Below are 16,652 nucleotides of genomic sequence, written 5' to 3'. Positions count from 1 at the left end.
CATCGCAATGCGCGCCGACAAGACCGACCAGAGCTTCACTTCAATGATCTATCTGGCCGCGGCCGCGATAAACTCCAGATGAATCCCAACAGACCCTAGTTCGTGCTGTCCTCGTCCTTTTGCTCGTCTAATGTGAGCGCGGGACAAGCGCGGATCGTCGAACGGGCAAGCTTGGCATCGGCCTTGGACTTGTAGGGGCCGTCACCGAACCAGACGTCGCCGATGATCACGGGATTACTGGTGACGATGCTGCATTTTCCGGTGGCGTTGTTGCCGACCACCCAGAACAGCCCGTCGGCGAGGCTCATCGTCCCCGACGCCAGCAGCAATATACCTGCAAAGATCAAACGCTTCATGGCTGTGCTCCGGCCGTGAAGGTAGGCCTGCGGCGGTGTCACCCATACCCCTCGTAACGCGGCGCGTGTCATCGTGGTTAATCCGCCTGCGCCGAATTCGCTCGAGCAATGATCGACTTGTCCGCTAAATATCGCGGCCTTCGACCTTCTCGGTTAGCGCTTTGACCTGATCGGGGATCTTCTCGAGATGCGGATTGACGGCGAGCGCCTTGCGGTAGGCCTCGAGCGCGCGCTTCTCGTCGCCGACCTCCTGCATGATCATGCCGAGGCCTGCGAGCGCGCCGAAATGGCGGGGCTCGCGGATCAGTACCTCGCGGATGTCGGCGAGCGAGCGGCCATAGTCGTTCTGCATGTAATAGAGCGTCGCGCGCCGGTTCCAGGCCTCGATGTAGTCGGGCCTGAGCTTGACGACCGAATCCAGCAGCTTGATCGCGACCTCGATCTTCTTTGCGTCGACCGCGGTCTTGGCCCGCGCCATCAGCAGCGCCGCGGTGTCGCTCGGGGTCTGGATCCAGATCGCCCAGATCCGTGCCTCGACATGCTTGGCGCTGGCATCGTCGGGCGCAGCTTTCAGCGCGCCGAACAGGAAATCGAGATTCTTGGTGCGGTCGACCTTGGGCAGCTTGGCCGGCGCTTCCGGAAGCTTTTTCTGCTTGCCGGGCGGAGGCGGCGGATCAATCTGCTGCGCCAGCGCCGGAGCGAGGCCGGCGGCTCCCAGCACAAGAGCCAGACAAAGGGTGCGCGCGAAGAGGAATCTCACTGCCATGATCGAAGTGTAAACGCGCAAGGCCGCCCTTGCATAGCAGGGGCGGCGTCAAACTCGTGTGAGGCCGTGGTCTTGCGGGGCGCGCGCTCGGGCGTCCGGCAGGGCAATATCAGCCGCCCAAATCAGCCTTGGCGAGCCTTGAAGCGGCGCTGCACCTTGTTGATCACATAGACCCGGCCCTTGCGGCGGACCAGGCGGTTGGCGCGATGGCGACCGCGCAGTGATTTCAGCGAGTTACGGACCTTCATGGCAGAATCCTGAACGTTCGAAAGGCCGTGTTCGGCACTACCGTTTCGGCACGCGCGAATGTGGCAAAATGAGATCTTTCCCGCTGGCGGACGACCGCCCGGGACGGGGCGGTTTCTAAGGCATCGCGGGACTGGATGTCAATGTTAACTGCCATGTTCCGAACCAGCAAATTCTGGAAAACAACCCCATGCAAAGCAGAAACGGCCGGATCGGCCTCAATCTAGTCGCTTGCCGGCCTCGCTTTCCACGATGCCTTGCCAATTTCGTTATATCATATAATCAATTTGGCAACCCGTCGGGAGGAAACCAATGCCGAAGCTGAAGCTGCCGAACATCGACGACGTCGTCGCCATCGACATCCACACCCATGCCGAGGAGCCCTGCGGCACCCATCCCGACGACGGCTATGACGATTTTCAGGCTCAGATGGCGGATTACTTCAAGTCGCCGCACAAGCATCCGCCGACCGTGCCGGAGACCGCGGCGTATTACCGCTCGAAGAACATCGCGGCCGTAATCTTCCCGGTCGACGCCGAGCGCGAGACCGGCTTCCGCCGCTACAAGAATGAGGAGATGCTGGAGATCGCCTCCGACCATCTCGACGTCCTGATCCCCTTCGTCTCGATTGATCCGCACAAGGGCAAGCTCGGCGTCCGCGAGGCGCGCAAGCTGATCGAGGAATACGGGGTGCGCGGCTTCAAATTCCACCCGACCATGCAGGGCTTCTACGCCAACGACCGCATGGCCTATCCGCTCTACGAAGAGATCAACAATGGCGGCGCGATCGCGCTGTTCCACACCGGCCAGACCGGCGTCGGATCGGGCATGCCCGGCGGCATGGGCATGCGGCTGAAATTTTCCAACCCGATGTACATGGACGACGTCGCGGCTGACTTCCCGGACCTCAAGATCATCCTCGCCCACCCATCCTTCCCCTGGCAGGAAGAAGCGCTGTCGGTCGCGACCCACAAGCCGAACGTCTATATCGACCTGTCCGGCTGGTCGCCGAAATATTTTCCGCCGATCCTGGTCCGCTACATCAACTCGATCCTGCAGGACAAGATGCTGTTCGGCTCGGACTGGCCGGTGATCACGCCGGACCGCTGGCTGTCGGACTTCGCCAAGATCGACATCCGCGACGACATCCGGCCGAAGGTGTTGAAGGCCAACGCGCGCAAGCTGCTAGGGATCTAGGCGCGTATTCGTCAGCGCATTGATGGCTTCGACGCTGCTATCGAATCCCTCACGCTCAGGCCCTCAAGGCCTCAGACGGCGGATGGCGGCCTTGGCGCGGTGAATCCGATGGCCGCGTTGCGTGCGATCCATTCACGCGACGAGGTCCCCGAAGCATATGCCCACCTCCGGACCGGCTCACACTTCGGCAAGATCGTTGTAAAGCTTTAGAAGCCGAGGCCCCGATTCGCGTTTCCCCCTTGGATCGATACAGCTGCGCCGAGTATAGTCCATGCGCCCGCAGCGATCCGGAGGACCGGTCAATTGAGCCTGAAAGCCGTTATCTTCGACGCCTACGGAACGCTTTACGACATCCAGTCGGTCGCGGAGACCACCGAGGATGCGTTTCCGGGCTACGGCGAGATCATCACGCAGATCTGGCGCATCAAGCAGCTCGAATACACCTGGTTGCGCTCGCTGATGCGGCGCTACCAGGATTTTAACGCCGTCACGCGCGACTCGCTTGCCTATACGCTGCGCGTGCTCGGGCTCGCCTATGAAAGCGATGCGTTCGAGCGGGTGATCGAGAAATACCTGCATCTCGATCTCTATCCGGATGCGGCAGCCACGCTCGCGGCGTTGAAGCCGCGAAAACTCGCGATCCTCTCCAATGGCAGTCCGAACATGCTGGGTGCGCTCGTGCGCAATTCCGGGCTCGACGCCCTGCTTGATGCCACGATCAGCGTCGATGCGAAGAAGATCTTCAAGCCGAGCCCGGAAGCTTACGTGCTGATCGGCGAGGTACTCGGCACCGCGCCCGACGAGGTGCTGTTCGTCTCGTCCAACCCCTGGGACGTCGCGGGCGCGAAGGCGTTCGGGCTGAACGTCGCCTGGATCGAACGGGTGACGCCCGAGGCGATGGCGCTGGCTTGCGTCGAGAATGAACTCGTGGCACCGCTGACGATGTTCAAGGCGATCCGCACCCAGATGGATGAGCTCGGCTTCGCGCCGGACCACCGCGTCCGTTCGCTCTCCGAGCTGCCAAGGATCGCCGAAGGATCGCCCAAGGATCGCCGCCCGCCCGTGAGACCTGAATGAGCCTTCAATCCGTTCGCGATTTCTTCGCTGAAAAAGCCCCCGACATCACCGTCATCGAATCCCCGATCAGCTCCGCGACTGTGCCGCTGGCCGCCGAGGCCTATGGCGTCGAGCCTGGAATGATCGCCAAGACGCTGTCGTTGCGGATCGGCGAGCGCGTGCTCCTGATCGTCGCGGCCGGCACCTCACGCATGGACAACAAGAAGGTGAAGGCGGCGTTCGGCGGCAAGCCGAAGATGCTCGGTCTGGAAGAGGTCGCCGAGATCACCGGGCACGAGGTCGGCGGCGTCTGTCCGTTCGGGCTGAAGTCGCCGCTGCCGATTTACTGCGATGTGTCCTTAAAGGCGTTCGACATGGTGGTGCCGGCCGCAGGCTCGACCCATAGCGCGGTGCGCATCACGCCGGACCGCATGGCCGAGCTGACGGCGGCCGAATGGGTCGATGTCTGCGAGGTCAGGCCGTAAGGCAGCTGCGGGATGCCTGATGCATTTGCCAGTCAAGGAGGCTAATGTATGAACCATGCCCGACGATAAGGTAAAACGACGGCTGACCACCGTGCTGTGCGCTGATGTGCACGGCTATTCTCGCCTCATGGAAGCCGACGAGGCGGGAACGCTGGAGACACTCCGCCGCTACCGCACGGCCATTGCGGGATTGGTGGAGCGCCATGACGGGCGGATCGTGAATACCTGGGGTGATGCTGTCATCGCCGAATTCGCCAGCGTCGTCGAGGCCGTGCAATGTGCGGTTGAGATTCAGCAGGAAATTTCCAACCAGGATTCGGACCCACCTCCCCCGATGCGTTTTCGCATCGGCATCAATCTCGGCGATGTGATGGTGGATGGTTCCGATCTTTATGGAGACGGGGTCAATATCGCGGCGCGTCTGCAAGAGCTTGCCGAACCCGGGGGCATCGTGATCTCCAGCTCCACCTATGATCAGGTGCACAACAAATTGTCTGTTGGCTTCGACTGCCTCGGCCAGCGTCCAATGAAAAACATTGCTCCCGTGACCAGTTATCGTGTGACCATGAGCGGCCAAACCGCTCAAGCACGGAGCCTTCCGCCTGGCGAACGCCTGACTTCTCAGGACGCAATTGCGGGCTCGCAAACTGACGCCGTACACCGCGACCGATACGAGTCGTCCACGTGGATGGGCTTCGTTTCAGATGGGCTAGCGAAGCTTCCCCGCCCGGTTGCAGCGGCCCTCACGGTGTCGGCCTTTCTGATTCTGATCAATATTTTCACCGGCATGCACAGGATCTGGTTCCATTGGCCGGTCGCGGCTTTGCTCTTCGGCGCCATCCTGCGGACGGCGCTCCGACATCGACCTGAGTCGGACAGCAAGGGGGAGCGCTGAACGAGGCGGCACCGGCAGCATCTTTGCGCCTAGCGCCAACCGCGCTCCGATCGTGCGCTAATCATTGTCATCATCATAAGGATCATAAGGCCGCGGCTGCGCTTGCGGAGGTGGTGGCGGCGCATTGTTATAGCGCGGCGGCGCTGCCGCTCGATTGCTCGGGACCCGCTGCTGCGGCTGCATCTGGTTGTTGGACTGGAACACCGCACGGCAGCCGCTGGAAAGCTGTGGTGTGTTCTGCCGCAAGCAGGCCGTGATGCGGCTCACGTCCGGGATCTGGTCGCTGCACAGCCGCCACACATCCGGCGTACAGGCCATCTGCTGTTCCATGGTTCCGCGATATTCTTCGGCGGACGCGGCACTATGTGCGACGATGCCGCCGATCGCGAGCGCTACACCCAGCACAATCCGCTCTGTCCGCATGTCCCGATCCTTCTCGAGTTTCTTGAATTGTCTTCAATCAATGAGACGCGGGGAGGTTCTGGACCAACAAAAAAACGTGAAAGCGCGATTGGAACTTACTCCACCTTGCCGATCTTCTTCACCGCCGCGATCAGCCGCATGCTGTCGGTGGCGACGAACTCGGCAAACGCCGGCGCGTCCGTGACCGCCCGCAAGAACAAGCCGTGCGGCGGGATTTACGAAGCATTATCCATGTTTCGCCCGGTCAGGAACGCCCCTCTGGACCCACCGTTGCCTCCCAGGGAGTCGAGCGATGAACAGACTTCGAACCATCGACGTGGCGTTGGACGAGATGCTGGTGAATCTCGCCGCTATCGTGTTGCGGCTTTCAAAGCCCGAAATGACGCGAACGCCGCAGGCACGGCGCGCATTGGCGCAATCGGTGCATCAATACGCGGTCTGCGCGAAGCGCTCGAGCGATCCGCATGTTCATGAATTGAAGTCGCGGCTGGAACAAACGTTGAAGCCGAGCTTGCGAATTATCGCGAAGGATGGCGTGAAGGTGTCGTAGCTCAGACTCCGTCATTGCGAGCGCAGCGAAGCAATCCAGAGTGTCACCGCGGAGGGAGTCTGGATTGCTTCGCTGCGCCGCTGCGCTCGCAATGACGAGGGTGTTGAAGCCGCTCGCTCTACGACGACTTTGCTACGACGGCTTTGCCTTTCCGCGCGCCGGCCGCTTGCACGTCCCCGGCAGCTTCGCCGCGAGAAAATCGCCGAGCGCTTCGACACGTGCGGGGCGGGGGCCGCCGGGTGGCGTGACCAGATGCACGGCGCCTTCGGCCTGCTTCCAGTCTTTCAGAATGACTTCGACCTCGCCGGAGGCGATGGCCTCGCCGACGATGAACTCCGGCAGTTCGGCGATGCCGAGACCCGCGATCAGCGCCGGCATCACGGCTTCGCCATTGTTGACGCGAAGCTGTCCGCCCGGACGTACACTGGCCTGTTCGCCGGCCGAATTGGTGTAGTGCCAGACATTCGGCGTCGAGAGGTAGGCGTAGCTGAAGCACTTGTGCTCGGCGAGATGCATGGGATGCGTCGGCCGTCCCTGGCGTTTGAGATAGGCCGGCGCCGCCACCGTGAAGCGCGGCATGGTGAACAGCCGTCGCGCGATCAGTGAGGAATCCGGCAACCGCGCGATCCGCACTGCCATGTCGAAACCTTCGCCGATCAAATCGACGGTCGCATCACTCAGATGCAGATCGACGGAGACTTCCGGATAGACTTCGAAGAACTCCGGTAGCAACGGCGCCACCGCCTTGATCCCGAACGTCATGGGCACGGCGAGCCGCACCAGCCCGCGGGGCGCTACCGATTGCGCCAGCGCCTCGTTCTCCGCCGCCTCACCGTCGGACAAAAGGCGCGTCGCACGCTCGGCGAGCTTATGCCCGGCATCGGTCAGCGCGAGCCGGCGCGAGGTGCGGTTGAATAGCCGGGCGCCGAGCCGCTCTTCGAGGCGCGTGACCGCCTTGGACACCGTCGCCTTGGACATCGCGAGCTCGCCCGCGGCACCCGCAAACGACCGTAATTCCACGACTTTTGCGAAAATCGCGAGCGCCTCGAAATCGGGGAGTTTTGCCATGGAACCGGTCCGATTGGGTGATTAATGGAAACAATGTGTTTCAACAGTTTCTATTTCTATACCACAAGCGGAGGCTTATCCAAGGGTCATCAGAAATTCAGGAATGGAGAAATCCAATGACCAAGAAGCTCTCAGGCAAGATTGCGCTCGTCACCGGTGGCTCGCGCGGTATCGGCGCGGCCTCTGCTCGCGCACTCGCCGATGAAGGTGCGGACGTCGCCATCAGCTATGTCGCGTCACCCGAAAAGGCCGAAGCGGTCGTCACTGAACTGAAGGCAAAGGGCGTCAGGGCCCGCGCCTTCAGGGCGGACCAGGCCTCGGCCAAGGACGTGACGCAGCTCGTCAACGACGTGGCGAAGGAGTTTGGCCATCTCGACATTCTCGTCAACAATGCTGGCGTTGCGAGCGGCGGTGCGATCGACGATGCGAATGCCGACACCGAGGCGCTGGCCCGCCAGGATGCGATCAACGTGCATGGCGTGATCGCGGCGATCCGCGCCGCCTCGCAGTTGATGGGTGAAGGCGGCCGCATCGTCACTGTTGGTTCGATGCTTGCCGACCGCGCCTCGTTCCCGGGCCTTGCCGACTACGTAGCCACCAAGGCGGCCGTCGTCGGCTACACCAAGGGCGCGGCGCGCGACCTCGGCCCGCGCGGCATCACCGTGAATGTGGTGCAGCCCGGCTCGATCGACACCGATATGAATCCGAAGGACGGCGGCGAGTTCGCCGAGACCCAGCGCAAGCAGCACGCGCTGCAGCGCTTCGGCCGCCCCGAGGAGGTGGCGGCCGGCGTCGTCTTCCTCGCAAGCCCGGAAGCCTCCTTCGTCACCGGCACCGTCCTCAACGTCGACGGCGGTTTCGGCGCCTAGGCGCCGCAATATCCCAATATAAGGAATTACGCAGATGATCGAACTCAGACCCTTCGCAAAGCTCGGCGGCGCCGATCACGGCTGGCTCAACGCCAAGCACCATTTCTCCTTCGCGAGTCACTACGACCCCAACAACATGGGTCACGGCGCCTTGCGGGTGTGGAACGACGACGAGATCGCGCCGAACACGGGCTTTCCCGCCCATCCCCACGCCAACATGGAAATCATCACCTATGTGCGCGAGGGCGCGATCACCCATCAGGACAGCCTCGGCAACGAGGGCCGCACTGAAGCGGGCGACGTGCAGGTGATGAGCGCCGGCAGCGGCATCCGACACTCCGAGTACAATCTCGAGCCGACCAAGACACGGATCTTCCAGATCTGGATCGAGCCGACCGCGCGCGGCGGACAACCGACCTGGGGCTCGAAGCCGTTTCCGAAAGGAGACCGCTCGGGCAAGCTCGTCACCATCGCGAGCGGCTTCGAGGGTGACACGGACGCGCTGCCGATCCGCGCCGATGCGCGGGTGCTCGCCACCACGCTGAAAGCCGGCGAGAGCGCGGAATACGAACCGCAAAAGTCGCGGCACCTCTATCTTGTGCCCGCGGCGGGTTCAGTCGAGGTCAACGGCGTCCGCGTCAATGCTCGCGACGGCGCCGCGATCCGCGACGAGGACAGATTGAAGATCACGGCTCTGGAAGACACCGAGCTCGTGCTGGTCGACGCGGCGTAAGCGCCACTCATACGGAACACCTCAAATCACCCTTCAACGGAGACCATCATGACCAAAGTTCTCGTCCTCTATTACTCCGCCTACGGCCACATCGAAACAATGGCCAATGCCGTTGCCGAAGGCGCGCGCGAAGCCGGCGTCACTGTCGACATCAAGCGCGTGCCCGAACTGGTGCCGGCCGAGGTCGCCAAAGCGTCCTATTACAAGGTCGACCAGGCAGCACCCGTCGCCAAAATCGAAGACCTCGCCAATTACGACGCGATCATCGTCGGCACCGGCACCCGCTTCGGTCGCATGGCCTCGCAGATGGCGAACTTCCTCGACCAGGCCGGCGGGCTCTGGGCCAAGGGCGCGTTGCACGGCAAGGTCGGCGGCGCCTTCACGTCGAGCGCGACCCAGCACGGCGGTCAGGAGACGACGCTGTTCTCGATCATCACCAACCTCCTCCATTTCGGCATGGTCGTGGTCGGCATGAACTACGGCTTCGCCGGCCAGATGAAGCTCGACGAGGTCACCGGCGGCGCGCCCTACGGCGCCACCACGATCACCGGCGGCGACGGCAGCCGCCAGCCCAGCGCCAACGAACTCGCCGGCGCACGCTATCAGGGACGCCAGATCGCGGAGACCGCCAAGAAGCTACATGGCTAGGCTTCACGGCTGATGCGAGGGGGCGGCGTCAGCGCCTCCCCTTGCCCATGACCCGCGCCGCGAGGACGGCGAGCCTGGGGTGACGGCGCAGGCCCTGCGCGGCATGATCGCGCAACGCGAAGGGCATGCCGCGCCAGGACAGCGCGACGCTGACATCGGTCAGCCGCACCGGCTCGGCGCCGAAGCGGCGCTTGTAGTCCTGGTTGCCGATGCTGAGGTCGAAACGGCGCACGCCTTCTGCGTGCAGCGCTGCCATGGTGCGCTCGGTCACCAGCAGCCCCGGCGAGCAGCTCGACCATGAATTGCCGGCGTGGCTGATGCGCAGGAGAAAATAGGTCGCACCAAACCTGACGCCGAGCGTGGTGGCGACGATGGCCTCGTCGCACACCAGCGCCGAGATGACGGCGTAACCGTCCGCGACACCCTGGCGGGCGACTTCGCGATAGAACTGCGCATGGGTTTCGTCGTTGAGGACGAAGCGCGAACCGAGCTTTTGCATGCGCGCCTGCTGCTGGACATCCATCACGTCCAGCAGCTCGCGCGCGCGCGTGACATCGGTGGCGATCTCGAATCGCGCGCCGGCATGACGGCAGAAGACGCGCCAGCAGCGCGGCATCTGCATGCGCTTGATCGAAGCCTGGTAGTCTTCATAGTCGTCACCGGTCAGCACGAGGTTGCCGTTGAGCGAGCAGGACCCGATCCGGCCGAGCGACACCAGCGGATTCGGGTTGCCGCCGATATGGGCTGGCATCTTCTTCAAGCGCAGCAGATCGAATCGATCGGGCAATGCGCGCAATGCGTCGATCAGCGCCTTGCCGATCGCATCCGTTGCCGCCGCCTCCAACGCGGCATCGAGCGCCAGGATCGGCGCGTTGTTGTCGGAGACGCCGAAATCCGCGAATTCGACGATGCGGATGCCGCGCCTGAGGTGGCTAATCATCGGCACCACCGCAATGTCCCTGCCGGTCGCGGCATCGGAGATCAATGCAATCAGCGGCGCGAGGTCGTGGAACGCTTTGTACCAGGCGCCGAGCCAATAACCATGCTGAAACGCAGTGCGATGACCAGCGTTCAGGCGCGATGCGGCGTGCCGCCAGTCACGCACGAAATCGACCGCGATTCCCGACGTGCTGGACACAAGACCATTTGGTTGCTCGACGCTGAGGAACGTCATCCGCGGTGCTTACGACTACTGAATGTTTCCAGATAGATTGTGTTTTGTCGCAGACCACAAGCGACGTCACTGCTTATCGTTAAGCCAATGCCACTGCCGCGCCGGTGCGACAAGCTGTCAGGTTTCAGGTTCCTTTTGCGTCACACATTGGAACCTGGCCAGGAAGTGCAGGCCGGCCGCAGCAACAGCGAACATGAACCAGATCGGATTCTGCCGTTCGAGCAGGAAGGTCTCGGTCGCTCCGTAGTACAGGCCGAACAGCCACACGGTCAGGAACAGCTTTGCCAGCGCGCGACTGCGATTGTGTGTCCGGGTCGACTGGAAATTGCCGAGCGGCGCGAGCACGAAGACGAGGATCACGAGCACAAGACCCGGCAGGCCGATGGTGACCGCGAGGTCGAGATAGCTGTTGTGACTGTGCGCCGCGGTCGTCGCCCATTCGGCGCCCTGGGCGGTCTGCCGTGCGGTGACGTCGTCCCAGAAGGCCGCATAGCCGTGGCCGGTGATCGGCTTTTCGGCGACGGCTGCGAGCGCGAACTCCCAGATGGCGGAGCGGCCGGTGAAGGTGGGGTCGAGCGGAAGCAGCCGCGTCATCGCCCCGAGCGTCGGGCTCAAGACACTGCCGACCGTCAGCAAGTTCATCACAATCAGCGGCACGAAACAGATGATCCGCTTCAGCCACAAGCTCGGCGTGACGCAGACCAGCGACGCGAGCGCGTAGATCGCTAGGCATAGCACCGAGGACGTCTTGCCGCCGGTGAAGATCAGGAAGATTCCGGCCAGCGCGGCGATCGCCGGACCCATCACGAACGATCCGACGGCGGACAGGTAAATGCCGACATAAACCAGGATGGTCATCACCGGCGAGGCGATGTTCTTGTGGCCAAAGCTGCCGCGCCAGTCGCCGGCCAGCTGCGGCTCCGTGACGTCGAGTGCGGTGTGGATCGAATATTGCGGCGCGAGGAAGACGCCGAGATAGCAGAGTGCGAGCAGGACGAGCGCGGCGCCACCAAGACACAGGTTGAAGCTGCGCTGCGTCGGCGGCAGCAATGGCAACAGCACGGCAAGCGACATCACGCTGGCCGCAAGCACGAGGCGCTGAATCGAAACGCCGCGGCTCTCGGAAAAGACGATGTTGATCAACAGCCAGCCGACCAGGCAGAGATGCAGCGGTGTCACCAGGGTCTTCAGCGCGGGCGCATCCGTTGTGGCGACGAACAGCACCGCGACCGCAGCCAACAGGCCCCAGGAGACATAGGTGAACGCCATCCGTCCGCCGACGACGGTGATGACATCCTCGCTGCGCAGATCCGGAAACGGATCGAGCGTTACCAGCACAAGGAGCAGCGCCGCGACTGCGACGAGGCAACGCCCCGCCCGCACGGCGTTGACCCCCGCGAGCCCATCGCGCAGGACGTAGCCGAACGATCGGGCCTCGACGTCAGTCATGTCAGCGACGCTGCGATCCATGGCTCAAGGCTGCCCGGGAAACTGGGGAAGCTCCAAGTCTTAGCCGATCCCTGTTAAGCATCCGTCAACCAGTACACCGGAGCTCTGCGGCACAGCCTGCTGCCGCACGATGCTCCGCGCGATCTCGTAATATTGCAGCGCGCGCTGTTCCAACGTGAGATTGTCGAGCACGAAGCCGCGCGGATCGAACTCATCAGCGGCGCACCCGGCCCAGAAATCGTCCCAACCCGCCTCGAACCCCGCGGCGTCGACGAACTTGGCGCCGCAACGATCGTCCCAATACGGCACCGACGACACAGGCGCGAACTGGACACGATGCGGATAATAATCGGCGTCCCGCCAGGGGCCACCGGGATCCCAGGCGAGCACCGGCACGCCGCAGGACAACGCCTGCTGATAAGCGATGCCCTGGCTCTCGTTCTGGCACAGGAAGATCATCGCACGCGAGCGCGCGAGCGCGGCCTGATAGTCGTCCTCCTTGTAACTGCCGTAACGCAGTTCCGTGAACGAGCGGCCCTCTCTGGTGAGCCGGGCGCGAACCGGCTCGATCAGCTCCGAAGCATAGCGCTCGCGGTCCCAGTTGACCTTGTCGTAGATCAGGACGTCGACGGTCTTTTGCGACGTCAGCGACGGCGCCCAGAGATCCGTGTCGATACCGACCGGCCAGGCCTCCGTTTCGGGCCAATGCGGCCGGTACATGTCGGCGTACCACGGGCCGGGCACCACCACCTTCTTGACCGGCAGGCGCTTGAACAGGTCGGGATCGTCGAGCGGATGATTATGGGCGGCGACGCCGAGCAGGATCGGATTCTTCCACGCAAACTTGTCGAGCAGGAAGGTGCGACCGATGATGCAGGCGAGTTCGTCCGGATGCTGCGCGATGTAGCCATAATCGTTGACGCGATAGCGGATGCCGAGCCGATCGAGCCCCGCACGGAGATTGAGGAACACGCGGAGCTGCCCGCTCATACGAGGCTCGCCGAGCAGCATGCGGCGCGCCATGCGCCGCAGATGCCGGTCGCCGGAAAACCAGCGATCGTCCTTGTCCTCGTAGAAGAGGTTGAGAACCATGTCGTCGGGATCGTAGTCGAATGTCTTTGCGGGCACTGGGTCCATCCGCGGGAAGTTCGGTGCGCATTCTCGCATGGGACCGGCTGTCGCACTCTTCCAAATTTGCCACAGGCTTAATGCCGCCGGCTTAACGCTATTCTACAAAACCAGCGCCGCGCCGGCCTTCGCGGCAACGATTTCACCGGAATGCGAGTATCATTTGCGGCGCCCAAGGTTGCGATCAATCGCATTGCCAATGCGCAGACGCACCCTGGTTAACAGACCCTTAAAGGCGAGCCGTAGCTTGATTACCGCCGAAGAAATTCTCGAACTACCGGCCACATCACGCGTCGCTCCGGCGGCGCGCTTGCCGCTGCAAATCAGCTCCACTACATCGGTGTCCGTCGTCATTCCGGCCAAGAACGTCGCGGCCTATGTCGGCGAAACCCTCGCCAGCGCACTGGCGCAAGCCGAAATCACCGAAGTGATCGTCGTGGACGACGGTTCGACCGACGACACCACGGCCATCGTCCGTGCCATCCGTGACCCGCGGCTGCGCCTGTTGACCAACGACGCCGCCGGCGTATCGGCGGCGCGCAATCTCGGCGCGCGGCATGCGAGCGGCCAATGGCTGCTCTTCCTCGATGCCGACGATCGCCTGCGGCCCGGCGCGGTCGCCGCGCTGCTGGCAGCCGCGCGTGGTGCTCCGCACGCGGTTCTCGTTTACGGTGACTACAACACGATCGACAGCGACGGACGGCAGATCGGTCGACGGGATCTGCTGAAAGGACGCCGCAAACCGTCCGGTGATGTGCTGGCGCGGCTCGCGGCCGGTAACTTCATCGTCAATGGCGGCATCGCGCTCGCGCGTGCGGAGGCGTTTCGCGCCATCGGCGGCTTCGACGTCTCACTCAGATATTGCGAGGACTGGCACTGCTGGTGCCGTCTTGCCGCGATCGGTGAATTCGAGTTTGCGCCAAACCTTCTGCTCGACTACCGCCTGCACACGGCCAACACCATGAATGCGGCGGCGCGGACGCCGCAGGATTTCTTCCCGGCCATCGCGCGGGTGTTCGACGACGGGCTGATCATGGCGCGACTGCCCGCGGGCATGGCAGCCGGGCTGCGCCAGGCCGCCGAGGTTCATCTCGTCACATATTCGGCGATGCAAGCGGTCCGCTTCGGCAGATATCGCCAGGCCTTCGCCTATCTCGGGATGGTCGGCCGCCGCTCGCTCAAATCGCTGCCACGCGCCGCGGTCAGGGTCGCCCTCGCCTGCTTCGGCATCTAATCCCTCACTCCGGCGTCAGGATACGATCTTCGAGGCTTCATAGGGCTTCGGCTCGATGCCGAACGCCGCAAGCATGGAGCCGAGCGCGACCAGCGTGGGATGCATCGCGACGACGGGCTTTGACGTCACGAGCAGGCGAGCGGATCGGACCAGCGACAGCGGCAACCTCCCGAGCATCTGCGCAAACACCCGCGCCCGCGCTCCCGCGCCCTGCGCGGCCTTCGACTGCACACGATAATTGATCGCACCGATACGCAGACCACGCTTGGCGATCCAGCCGGGGCTGGTGCGGTTTTGCGGCACCGTCTCGGAGATGACTGCCTCCGCAGTCCAGTGGAACGTCATGCCGGCATCGCGGCATCGCACGAAGAAATCGCAATCGCCGCCGCCGAGGAAGTTGAAGCGCAGGTCGAAGGCGGGACGGTCGAACCGCTCGAACGCCGCGCGCGTGATCAGGCAATTGCCGCAGCCATAGATCAGCGGCACCGCGCCGCTGTAATCATAGGCGGGGCAGAAGGCGGGATGGCGCGAAAGCCAGGGCTTGCTGTCGTCCTCGAAGACCGGCAGCACCGGCCCGCCGACCACATCGGCGCCGGTCGCATCCGCGGTGCGAACCATCAGTTCGAGCCAGTCGGGCGAAGCGATCTCGTCGTCGTCGATCATCAGGAAGCGGGTCGCGGCTGGAAACAGCGCCTGCGCCGTCTCGAACGCGGCGTTGATCGCCTGGACGTTGCCTTGCCGTTTTTCGACCAGGCAGACGCCCTGGAGCCTTCCGCCGGCGAGATACTCCGCGGCCACCGGTGCGCTTTCGCGCCGTACCGCGTCGTTCTCGACCATGACGACGGCGAAGGAGCGCGGGGTACGCTGGCTGACGAGCGAGTCCAGCGTCATCCGCAGATGCTGCGGACGGCGGAAGCAGGGGATGCAGACGACGATGCCGACCGACAGGTCGATAATTCGGGAGCTCGCCGCGATCTCCCGGTTGGGATCGCGCACGGCATCCGGGATACGCGCGGCGGACAAGTCTGTCGGGATCAATGTCATGACGTTCTAGATGTCCGATATAGATTGAAAAAGCCCTGCTTCGATCCCGCGGATCGGCGCCGTTTCGCAACGGCACAGCGCCGCGGCACAGATCCGCCCCAGAATGAACGGCTGGCGTGGGGCTCGCGACGGCGCAAATCTCCGGCCGTCACGGTGCAATACCATTCGCTTAACCGCCATCGCGTGTTTCTGCTGCAAAACCTTGCGCACGTGATAGTGCAATTCGCGGTCCATCGCGCGGGCGGCGGCCCGACGTGGATGATGCCGTAGTTAACGCTTATGCGCGTTAACTCGACCGTAAGCACCAAGACCGGTGAAGCTGCGCGGCATCAGATTTGCTCTTCGGGCATGCGAGATTTTTCCTGTAAATTTAAGTCGAACAAGCGCGGTCAGAAAATATGAACAAGCCAGCCACGATCAATTTCGCGACAGCCACGGCGGTCCAAATTCCCGCGGCCATTGCACCCCCTCAGGCGTTGCACGATCTCGTCCCCGGAGAAGCGCGCGACAGCCTGCTCGCCGTCCACGACGTACTGCGCCGCATATTGCCGCAGGGCCAGCTCGCCACCTACGAAGCCGGCGGCGGCTCGTGCAGCGTTCTGCCACCGGAATTGCTGAGCCGCAGCAAGGTCACCGTCGTCGACATTGACGAGGACCAGGTCCGCAACAACAGCTACGCGGACGAAGCGATCCTCGGCGACGTCCAGACCTACCGCTTCGGGCGCGAAACCTTCGATCTGGTGATCTGCTACAACGTGATCGAGCATCTGCCCCATGTCGATGCCGCGCTCCTTAATTTCCGCGATGCGCTCAAGCGCGGTGGGATGATCCTGATCGGCGCGCCCAATCCGCGCTCGCTGTCCGGCGTCGTCACCAAATACTCGCCGCACTGGTTCCACGTCTGGTTCTACCGGCACATCCGCGGCATCAAGGATGCCGGCCTGCCGGGCGAACCTCCGTTCCCGACTTTCTTCCATCCCCTGGTGACGCTGCCGAGGCTCGAAGCGTTCGCGGTCGCCAATGGCCTTGAGATGGTCTACCGCCGTGAGGTCGAGAGCCCGCGCTATCCCGAGATGCGCCGGAGCAAGCCGCTGTTCGCAACCCTGGTGGACGCCGGCGCCGCCGTGCTGAACGCCGTGCTTCCGCGCGGGACCGACGTCCGCCGCGGCGACTATCACGTCATCCTGCGGAAAAATTGACGGCCATGGTGAGCGCGCGGCCGATCGCACGACGAGCGAAGCCTCGTGGCCACGCCGCACGCGGTAACGAACCGTTAATCTCTGAAGGACCCCGCCGTCGCACGCGTCACAGCGACTCGTCGAAGAGTGGCA

Annotated in this window: 19 protein-coding genes; 10 read left to right on the top strand and 9 right to left on the bottom strand. The window is 63.3% G+C overall.

Going from position 1 to position 16,652, the window contains the following annotated elements:
- Positions 1-95: 95 nt before the first annotated feature.
- The 3 genes from IVA74_RS03215 to ykgO form a co-directional block, all read right to left on the bottom strand.
- The gene (locus tag IVA74_RS03215; RefSeq protein ID WP_247339810.1) at positions 96-356 is read right to left on the bottom strand and encodes a hypothetical protein; all 261 of its coding nucleotides are present in this window, start codon (positions 354-356) and stop codon (positions 96-98) included.
- A gap of 124 nt (positions 357-480) precedes the next feature.
- Positions 481-1,122 carry a tetratricopeptide repeat protein gene (locus IVA74_RS03210; RefSeq protein WP_247339809.1) on the bottom strand — a complete coding sequence of 214 codons (642 nt, stop codon included), beginning with the start codon at positions 1,120-1,122 and terminating at the stop codon, positions 481-483.
- Between the two features lie 122 nt (positions 1,123-1,244).
- A complete protein-coding gene (gene ykgO, locus IVA74_RS03205; RefSeq protein ID WP_006611362.1) occupies positions 1,245-1,370 on the bottom strand; it encodes a type B 50S ribosomal protein L36 in 126 nt (41 codons plus the stop codon).
- A gap of 310 nt (positions 1,371-1,680) precedes the next feature.
- On the opposite strand from ykgO, the gene IVA74_RS03200 reads away from it, so the two are divergent.
- The 4 genes from IVA74_RS03200 to IVA74_RS03185 all read left to right on the top strand — a co-directional run bounded on the left by IVA74_RS03200 (position 1,681) and on the right by IVA74_RS03185 (position 5,001).
- On the top strand, positions 1,681-2,565 hold the full coding sequence (locus IVA74_RS03200) for an amidohydrolase family protein (protein ID WP_247339808.1): 885 nt from the start codon (positions 1,681-1,683) through the stop codon (positions 2,563-2,565).
- 303 nt (positions 2,566-2,868) lie between these two features.
- A complete protein-coding gene (locus tag IVA74_RS03195; protein ID WP_247339807.1) occupies positions 2,869-3,642 on the top strand; it encodes a haloacid dehalogenase type II in 774 nt (257 codons plus the stop codon).
- Positions 3,639-4,106, top strand: a complete 468-nt coding sequence (locus tag IVA74_RS03190) for a YbaK/EbsC family protein (protein WP_247339806.1) — start codon at positions 3,639-3,641, stop codon at positions 4,104-4,106. Before IVA74_RS03195 ends, IVA74_RS03190 begins: the two co-directional genes overlap by 4 nt.
- Positions 4,107-4,161: 55 nt before the next feature.
- Positions 4,162-5,001, top strand: coding sequence for an adenylate/guanylate cyclase domain-containing protein (locus IVA74_RS03185; protein WP_247339805.1), 840 nt, complete (start codon positions 4,162-4,164; stop codon positions 4,999-5,001).
- Between the two features lie 57 nt (positions 5,002-5,058).
- On the opposite strand, the gene IVA74_RS03180 is transcribed toward IVA74_RS03185, so the two are convergent.
- Complete coding sequence (locus IVA74_RS03180) at positions 5,059-5,424, bottom strand: hypothetical protein (RefSeq protein ID WP_247339804.1); 366 nt, start codon at positions 5,422-5,424, stop codon at positions 5,059-5,061.
- A gap of 292 nt (positions 5,425-5,716) precedes the next feature.
- Here IVA74_RS03180 and IVA74_RS03175 point away from each other — a divergent pair, with 292 nt between their 5' ends.
- Positions 5,717-5,974: a hypothetical protein gene (locus IVA74_RS03175; RefSeq protein WP_247339802.1), complete on the top strand. Its 258-nt coding sequence runs from the start codon at positions 5,717-5,719 to the stop codon at positions 5,972-5,974.
- A gap of 132 nt (positions 5,975-6,106) precedes the next feature.
- Here IVA74_RS03175 and IVA74_RS03170 read toward each other — a convergent pair whose 3' ends face one another.
- A complete protein-coding gene (locus tag IVA74_RS03170; RefSeq protein WP_247339800.1) occupies positions 6,107-7,042 on the bottom strand; it encodes a LysR family transcriptional regulator in 936 nt (311 codons plus the stop codon).
- 116 nt (positions 7,043-7,158) lie between these two features.
- On the opposite strand from IVA74_RS03170, the gene IVA74_RS03165 reads away from it, so the two are divergent.
- Genes IVA74_RS03165 through wrbA form a run of 3 tightly spaced genes read left to right on the top strand, consistent with a single transcriptional unit; the run spans position 7,159 to position 9,292 of the window.
- The gene (locus IVA74_RS03165; RefSeq protein WP_247339799.1) at positions 7,159-7,911 is read left to right on the top strand and encodes an SDR family oxidoreductase; all 753 of its coding nucleotides are present in this window, start codon (positions 7,159-7,161) and stop codon (positions 7,909-7,911) included.
- Between the two features lie 34 nt (positions 7,912-7,945).
- Positions 7,946-8,644 carry a pirin family protein gene (locus IVA74_RS03160; RefSeq protein ID WP_247339796.1) on the top strand — a complete coding sequence of 233 codons (699 nt, stop codon included), beginning with the start codon at positions 7,946-7,948 and terminating at the stop codon, positions 8,642-8,644.
- Positions 8,645-8,692: 48 nt separating this feature from the next.
- Positions 8,693-9,292 carry an NAD(P)H:quinone oxidoreductase gene (gene wrbA / locus IVA74_RS03155; protein WP_247339793.1) on the top strand — a complete coding sequence of 200 codons (600 nt, stop codon included), beginning with the start codon at positions 8,693-8,695 and terminating at the stop codon, positions 9,290-9,292.
- Positions 9,293-9,320: 28 nt separating this feature from the next.
- On the opposite strand, the gene IVA74_RS03150 is transcribed toward wrbA, so the two are convergent.
- The 3 genes from IVA74_RS03150 to IVA74_RS03140 all read right to left on the bottom strand — a co-directional run bounded on the left by IVA74_RS03150 (position 9,321) and on the right by IVA74_RS03140 (position 13,043).
- Complete coding sequence (locus tag IVA74_RS03150; protein ID WP_247339790.1) at positions 9,321-10,466, bottom strand: GNAT family N-acetyltransferase; 1,146 nt, start codon at positions 10,464-10,466, stop codon at positions 9,321-9,323.
- Between the two features lie 117 nt (positions 10,467-10,583).
- Positions 10,584-11,936 (bottom strand): O-antigen ligase, encoded by a 1,353-nt coding sequence (locus IVA74_RS03145; RefSeq protein WP_247339788.1) that lies wholly within the window; start codon positions 11,934-11,936, stop codon positions 10,584-10,586.
- Between the two features lie 39 nt (positions 11,937-11,975).
- Positions 11,976-13,043 carry a glycosyltransferase family 1 protein gene (locus IVA74_RS03140; protein ID WP_247339786.1) on the bottom strand — a complete coding sequence of 356 codons (1,068 nt, stop codon included), beginning with the start codon at positions 13,041-13,043 and terminating at the stop codon, positions 11,976-11,978.
- 247 nt (positions 13,044-13,290) lie between these two features.
- Here IVA74_RS03140 and IVA74_RS03135 point away from each other — a divergent pair, with 247 nt between their 5' ends.
- On the top strand, positions 13,291-14,277 hold the full coding sequence (locus IVA74_RS03135; protein ID WP_247339783.1) for a glycosyltransferase: 987 nt from the start codon (positions 13,291-13,293) through the stop codon (positions 14,275-14,277).
- Positions 14,278-14,292: 15 nt separating this feature from the next.
- On the opposite strand, the gene IVA74_RS03130 is transcribed toward IVA74_RS03135, so the two are convergent.
- Entirely contained in the window at positions 14,293-15,321 is a 1,029-nt protein-coding gene (locus IVA74_RS03130) for a glycosyltransferase family 2 protein (protein ID WP_247339780.1), read from the bottom strand.
- Positions 15,322-15,719: 398 nt separating this feature from the next.
- Here IVA74_RS03130 and IVA74_RS03125 point away from each other — a divergent pair, with 398 nt between their 5' ends.
- On the top strand, positions 15,720-16,520 hold the full coding sequence (locus tag IVA74_RS03125; protein ID WP_247339779.1) for a class I SAM-dependent methyltransferase: 801 nt from the start codon (positions 15,720-15,722) through the stop codon (positions 16,518-16,520).
- Positions 16,521-16,652: the final 132 nt, after the last annotated feature.

Origin of the sequence: Bradyrhizobium sp. 132, assembly GCF_023074185.1 — a bacterium.
Classification (GTDB): domain Bacteria; phylum Pseudomonadota; class Alphaproteobacteria; order Rhizobiales; family Xanthobacteraceae; genus Bradyrhizobium.
The sequence above is the reverse complement of the archived record's forward strand: the minus strand, read 5'-3'. Positions and strand labels throughout refer to the sequence as shown.

Excerpts from the sequence above, each read along its gene's own strand:
- IVA74_RS03215 (WP_247339810.1), bottom strand. The coding sequence starts at position 356 with ATGAAGCGTTTGATCTTTGCAGGTATATTGCTGCTGGCGTCGGGGACG.
- IVA74_RS03210 (WP_247339809.1), bottom strand. The coding sequence starts at position 1,122 with ATGGCAGTGAGATTCCTCTTCGCGCGCACCCTTTGTCTGGCTCTTGTG.
- ykgO (WP_006611362.1), bottom strand. The coding sequence starts at position 1,370 with ATGAAGGTCCGTAACTCGCTGAAATCACTGCGCGGTCGCCATCGCGCC.
- IVA74_RS03200 (WP_247339808.1), top strand. The coding sequence starts at position 1,681 with ATGCCGAAGCTGAAGCTGCCGAACATCGACGACGTCGTCGCCATCGAC.
- IVA74_RS03190 (WP_247339806.1), top strand. The coding sequence starts at position 3,639 with ATGAGCCTTCAATCCGTTCGCGATTTCTTCGCTGAAAAAGCCCCCGAC.
- IVA74_RS03185 (WP_247339805.1), top strand. The coding sequence starts at position 4,162 with ATGCCCGACGATAAGGTAAAACGACGGCTGACCACCGTGCTGTGCGCT.
- IVA74_RS03180 (WP_247339804.1), bottom strand. The coding sequence starts at position 5,424 with ATGCGGACAGAGCGGATTGTGCTGGGTGTAGCGCTCGCGATCGGCGGC.
- IVA74_RS03175 (WP_247339802.1), top strand. The coding sequence starts at position 5,717 with ATGAACAGACTTCGAACCATCGACGTGGCGTTGGACGAGATGCTGGTG.
- IVA74_RS03170 (WP_247339800.1), bottom strand. The coding sequence starts at position 7,042 with ATGGCAAAACTCCCCGATTTCGAGGCGCTCGCGATTTTCGCAAAAGTC.
- IVA74_RS03165 (WP_247339799.1), top strand. The coding sequence starts at position 7,159 with ATGACCAAGAAGCTCTCAGGCAAGATTGCGCTCGTCACCGGTGGCTCG.
- IVA74_RS03160 (WP_247339796.1), top strand. The coding sequence starts at position 7,946 with ATGATCGAACTCAGACCCTTCGCAAAGCTCGGCGGCGCCGATCACGGC.
- wrbA (WP_247339793.1), top strand. The coding sequence starts at position 8,693 with ATGACCAAAGTTCTCGTCCTCTATTACTCCGCCTACGGCCACATCGAA.
- IVA74_RS03150 (WP_247339790.1), bottom strand. The coding sequence starts at position 10,466 with ATGACGTTCCTCAGCGTCGAGCAACCAAATGGTCTTGTGTCCAGCACG.
- IVA74_RS03145 (WP_247339788.1), bottom strand. The coding sequence starts at position 11,936 with ATGGATCGCAGCGTCGCTGACATGACTGACGTCGAGGCCCGATCGTTC.
- IVA74_RS03130 (WP_247339780.1), bottom strand. The coding sequence starts at position 15,321 with ATGACATTGATCCCGACAGACTTGTCCGCCGCGCGTATCCCGGATGCC.
- IVA74_RS03125 (WP_247339779.1), top strand. The coding sequence starts at position 15,720 with ATGAACAAGCCAGCCACGATCAATTTCGCGACAGCCACGGCGGTCCAA.